Source organism: Paenibacillus ihuae, assembly GCF_001368795.1.
GTDB classification, from domain to species: domain Bacteria; phylum Bacillota; class Bacilli; order Paenibacillales; family Paenibacillaceae; genus Paenibacillus_AQ; species Paenibacillus_AQ ihuae.
Genome location: NZ_LN831198.1, coordinates 3035092 through 3040735 on the forward strand (window position 1 = coordinate 3035092; position 5644 = coordinate 3040735).

At 49.8% G+C, this 5644-nt stretch carries 5 protein-coding genes; 2 read left to right on the forward strand and 3 right to left on the reverse strand.

All coding sequences use genetic code 11. The features are described from left to right. On the reverse strand, window positions 1-1075 hold a 1075-nt coding region (locus AQR02_RS13780), incomplete at its 3' end, for an acyltransferase family protein (protein WP_082451846.1). A 348-nt stretch (window positions 1076-1423) separates the two neighbouring features. After that, entirely contained in the window at window positions 1424-2326 is a 903-nt protein-coding gene (locus AQR02_RS13785; protein ID WP_054940982.1) for a LysR family transcriptional regulator, read from the reverse strand. Window positions 2327-2465: 139 nt separating this feature from the next. Between AQR02_RS13785 and pyk the strand changes: the two genes are divergently transcribed. Next, window positions 2466-3896 (forward strand): pyruvate kinase, encoded by a 1431-nt coding sequence (gene pyk / locus AQR02_RS13790; protein ID WP_054940983.1) that lies wholly within the window; start codon window positions 2466-2468, stop codon window positions 3894-3896. Between the two features lie 54 nt (window positions 3897-3950). Here the strand turns inward: pyk and AQR02_RS13795 are convergent, their stop codons facing one another. Further along, window positions 3951-4964, reverse strand: coding sequence for a phosphotransferase enzyme family protein (locus AQR02_RS13795; RefSeq protein WP_245237427.1), 1014 nt, complete (start codon window positions 4962-4964; stop codon window positions 3951-3953). A gap of 342 nt (window positions 4965-5306) precedes the next feature. Between AQR02_RS13795 and AQR02_RS32475 the strand changes: the two genes are divergently transcribed. Then, window positions 5307-5644, forward strand: a 338-nt coding sequence (locus tag AQR02_RS32475) for an AbrB/MazE/SpoVT family DNA-binding domain-containing protein (protein WP_167347617.1), incomplete at its 3' end; no start/stop codon positions are given.

The window sequence follows — 5644 nt, forward strand, 5'->3', positions numbered from 1 at the left end:
GATAATCCTTAATGCCGTACTTTTCGATTAACGTAATGAACAAATAATGCCAAATATACAGGCCAAACGAAACCTTCGCAGTATACCGGAAAAAGCGGTTATCCAGGCATCTCCCTAGGATCAAACTGAACGGTGCCGACAACAGCACGACCCCGAACAAAATGGCATACGCGGGAAAGTAATACGGTTGATGCTGGAGGCTGAAGTCAAATTCGCCCTGATGGCGCATACGCCAGATTAGCAAGCCTGCAATTACTAAGGCGGCTGCGCCGACTGCGTCAAACAGCCCTAGCTTGCGCAGTCGCTCAATTGCGGTCCCGCGCTGCAGAATTGCGACTGTTACACCCGCCGCCAGGATGCCAATGGTAAAGTGCTCGAAGAATCCGATAGGATTGTAATTCGGCATCCAGTATTTCGCACCGCCGAGCTGGCCATAATCCCAGCCCCGGCCATTCTCGCCAGGCGTAAACCAACGGTGTACAAGCGAGTTGGCGACCAGCATCACTCCAAACGCGGCGACCCAGAACACAATCGCCTTTCCGAAGGAACGCCGCTTGCTGAGCATAAACAATAAAGCCATAAATAAAGGCATAAGTATGTAGGAGAACACCTCAAAGCTGATCGACCAGAATGGCCCATTCAAGTCAGACGGGAAAAACGTGGTATAGTGAAAGCCCGAAGTAAATGTAAAACCCGTTAAGATTCGCCGCCACAAGAACTCCGTAGGAATATCCAGCCTCCATACAAGCAATAGGCAAACCAAAAACGAAACATAGAAGCCGGGCATAATTCTTGCAGCGCGGCGGACTGCATATTTCCGGATACTAGGATACCCCTCATTATCCATATACGCGCTCCAAAAGGGGAACGATAACAAAAATCCGCTTAACACGAAAAACAGGCTGACCCCGCTGTTCCCAAGCAGGACAACCGACTGCACTTCTTGAAGCCAATGTTTTTGCGCGGGCATCGCCAGACGTTGTGATGCATGATGCAGGATGACTGACAAGCAAGCGATCGCACGAACGCCATCCGCTCCTGTTAATTGGGTACTGCCTATCCTATACCTTGACATCAGCTATTCCTCTTTTCCGAATTGACTTCCCGACAAATGATCGCCCGCGTAGACAACGAAATGGCCGTGGAACCGGACAGGATAACCGAAGCTAGAACACCATATCCGCATGCCCGCTACTCCCCCGCTTACAATGGCTATGTATATCAATTTCAGGTACTCCTATCTTTCCATAAATCATTGGAAAATCCTTCAAGGAATTTGCTATTCCGTAAAAAATATCCCATGGAGGCAAAAGTCCCTTGATGCATGAGTGTCATATGAAAGACTTTGGATATTCCTGATCCTACGAGAGTAAAATAACATCAGCATGTTCCATAATCAGAGGTGACTTGCTCATCGGAACAGTTATTTTCCAGCCCGTCCTTTCGACTGCTCCCGGACCAATGAGAGGAATGCTGACGCTGCCGGCGACAACGTCTCCTGCTTCCGGGTACAGACAGCAATCGGATTCAGCAGCGAAGCGCCATTGACCATCACACGGTCCACTTCTCCCCGCTCGACATTGTCCTTTACGGCCAGGGAGGAGATAAAGATGGCACCGTAGCCCGCCATGACGGCCCTAACCATCTCGTTCACCCCGTTAAATTGCAGACCGACCTTGGGAGGATTCACGTTCAAAGCCCGGCACAAGGAGAATAGACGTTCCCGGGTAGAGCTTCCCTCTTCACGCAGAATGAAGGGAACCTTCATCATTTCCGCTAATGTAATTTCCTTCCCGGCGTATGGATGGTTCTTGGGTACGATGAACCAGAGTTCATCCTCCAGAAGCTCCTCCCATTCGATGCCCGGCTGCTCCTCCCAGCCGCCGCCGTAGACGGCTACCTCCGCATCGTACTGCAGTAGCCCCTCCACCGCTTCCCGGGAATTGGCTGTAGTCAGGACCACCTCCACGGAAGGATGCTTCTGCTTATACAGAGCCAGCCATTCCGGCAGCAGCAGATTGGCTGGCAGATAGGTGGCGACGATCCGCAGGATACCGCTGAACCCGGCCTTGTATTCCCGGACCACTTCATCCAGCTCACGCTCCAGCGCAAACAGCCGTTTGGCGTGGCTGGCCAGCATCTGGCCCGCATCGGTCAATAGAATGCCGCGCCCCTTGGAGGCCAACAATTGAATGCCCAGCTCCTTTTCCAGGTTGCGAACCTGGGCTGTAACTGCAGGCTGGCTGATCCGTAGTTCCTCCGCGGCGCGGGTGACACCGCCTTTTTCGGCGATGGTGTGGAATATTTTAAGGGCGTGAAGATTCATAAGATAACCTGCCTTCTACATTAAAATTGATGATTAACGAAAATATATATATTTTTCTGATGAATCGTTATGCTTTATTGTATGAGGTAGAGAAAACATTCACAAGAGTTCAATATTAAATATGAGGAGAGGTAAAACCATGCGCAAAACTAAAATCATCTGCACTATCGGTCCCTCCAGCGAAAGCCCCGAAATGCTACGGAAGCTGGTTCAAGCCGGTATGAACGTCGCCCGCCTGAACTTCGCCCACGGAGAGCTGGACGAGCATGCGGAGCGCATCCGCCGCATCCGGGAGGCAGCCAAGGAGCTGAACCAATATGTTGCCGTCCTGCTCGACATCAAAGGTCCGGAAATCCGCATCGGAAAGTTGGCCTCGGACTACGCGGAGCTGATACCGGGTGAAGTCGTGGTTCTGACCACAGAGGAAGTACTCGGCACCAAGGACCGCATTCAAATCACCTACAAGCAGCTGCCCCAAGATGTGAAGCCCGGCAGCATCATCCTGATCGATGACGGTCTGATTCGTCTGGAGGTCGTAAAGGCAGAAGGTACCGAGATCACCTGCCTCATCACGAACGGCGGCAAGCTGAAGCAGCGTAAGGGCGTCAATGTTCCCGGCATCAAAACCAGCCTTCCCGGAGTAACCGAGAAGGACATCCGGCACATCAAGTTCGGTATTGAGCAGAACATCGATATCATCGCTCAATCCTTCGTCCGCAAAGCCGAAGACATCCTCGAGATTAAACATATCCTGAATGAGCACAAGGCCGGCCATATCCAAGTCATTGCCAAGATCGAAAATGACGAGGGCGTGGAGAACCTGGACGCGATCCTGAGTGTAGCCGACGGCCTGATGGTAGCCCGCGGTGACCTGGGCGTAGACCTGCCGGTGGAGGACGTGCCGCTGGTTCAGAAAGATATGATCAAGAAGTGCAACCTGGCCGGTAAACCGGTCATCACCGCAACCCACATGCTGGAGTCCATGCAGATGAACCCGCGACCGACCCGCGCGGAAGCGGGCGACGTCGCCAACGCTATCTTCGACGGCACTGATTCCGTCATGCTGTCCGGCGAATCCGCCGCAGGCAAGTACCCGCTGGAGTCCGTCGAGACCATGGCCCGCATCGCCGCCCGCGCCGAGTCCGTCCTGGGTCACTACGGCCGCTGCAGCTGCAATGGTGGCGAGTCTGCCACAGACGTAACCGGCGCCATCGGCGAGGCCGTTGCCCGCACCGCCCTCGTGCTCTCCGCCAAGGCCATTCTCGCCCTCACCGAAAGCGGCTTTACCGCCCGGACAATCGCCAAGCACAAGCCGGTTGCACCGGTTATCGCCGTATCCACCAAGGAGAGCGTACTGTGTGCCCTGTCCATGACTTGGGGTGTAACCCCGCTGCTCCGCAGCGAGTCCGCTTCCAGCACTGATACAGCCGTAGCAGCCGCCGTTGAACTGGCCAAGTCGGCCGGTTACGTACAAGATGGCGACCTGGTGGTCATCACCGCAGGCGTCCCTGCAGGCCGCACCGGAACCACCAACCTGCTGCGCGTTCACAAAGTAGGCGAAGCGCTCTAAAAAGTAAAACATCCGTAGCAGGAGCCACCGCACCTGCTACGGATGTTTTGCTGTTCAAATATTTCGTTTCTCATACTCAAAGGGTTCTTCACATGAATAAATCTCATGGAAAAATCCGAAATAAGGGATATCGTCTTCCAGACATTTTATATAATACGACAGCTCCTCATCACACTCCGGCTCTTCACCGTTGTTTCGCATTACCTCGAATGCATCTATAATACCCTCCATGAGATTTGCTTGAATAAGCAAGGGCAATTTATTCAACATCGAAGGATCCATCCTGGTTTCGGATCTGTATCCTTCGAGGACTGTTTCAAAATAATCCTCCATAAACTTTTCACGCTTACCGGCGTCTGGTTCAGATTGTATCCATCCCATGCCGTTTCCCCAGATACTGGCCAAGTCAAACATATACCAGCCGAAGCATGAATTATCGAAATCGTATACGGTTATTTGCCCGGTATCAAAATCTATCGAATAATTCCCATCATTATAATCAAAATGGATCATTCCGAAAGACTCATGGTCCGTGTCTAATCCTTCCAGGGATTTAAGGAGCCCCAGCAACTTCTCCTTAAGCAGAGGTAACGAGCCGGGGATCAGTTTACCGATATATTCAGCATTATATTTATCAAAAAAACTGTACCGGGAATGGACTGGAGCATACCCTTTTGATAATTGGTGCAGCGTCCCCAGAACTTTACCGCAGTTATAATTGTATTCAGAAATAGGTACGCCTTCCCGATACCGGTAGTGATTATCCACAAGCATTTTTCCTTTAGCCTTTTCAAACAGGCAGACAAAAAAGGTGTGATGATTATGAGTTATCTCTTCCAGCAGATTCCCCTTCCGCGAACTGACTACATTCGAGACACTTCCGCCATGTTCGAATAAATACCTGACATACTCAAGCTCACCCAGAAAGTCTTCCCGGCTTCTGTCATTTAAGAAGGCGATTCGGAGTATTTTTGCACCGGTGCCCTCCTTCTCACAGGTATAAACAACATTACGCCCTCTCTTATGAGACTTAACCGGCTTAATGTTATAGCCTGCTAATCCGTACAACTCTGTTACATATGGCAGTAAATAGGCATCACTGATTTTAACAACCTCGTTATAATTTATAATATCTCATCCAGTAAAAAATTTACAAATCTTACAACGTCCTTTTGAGGACTTAAATGATACTCACCTTGTTTAACATTTATACGTCACTCCTTCGGGCATATTTTACCTAAAATACCATGCAAATCCCAGGTATACTTTGAGTATAATGAAATTCAACTTTTTAAGCGCTTTTGCCTCATTACCGGTAATCTTGAAAAAAGTTACCGCAATCATTGAAAATATGATTAGTATGAAATATCATACTATTGTGCAGATTGATTATTAAAGGAGCGATTTATGATGCATCAAAAAAAAGAAAATAGTCACGGATTCGGGCATGGCAAAGTGCTGGGAACAACATCTATGGGTGAGAGAGGACAAATTGTTATTCCTAGAGAAGCAAGAGAAGAACTTGAACTCAAGCCCGGTGAGAAATTCATCGTATTCGGGAACAAGCGCAAGGGAGCCGTCATTCTGGTCAAAGCAGAAATGTTCAACAAATTTGCGGATTTCTTCATGAGTGCTTCGAAAAAGTTTGAAAGTATGGCCCAAGCGATCTTTGATAAAAGTACTACTGTTTCTGAAGATGAGGATCATGAACCTGAGGTCGATGAAAAAGGACCTGAGGCCGACGAAAA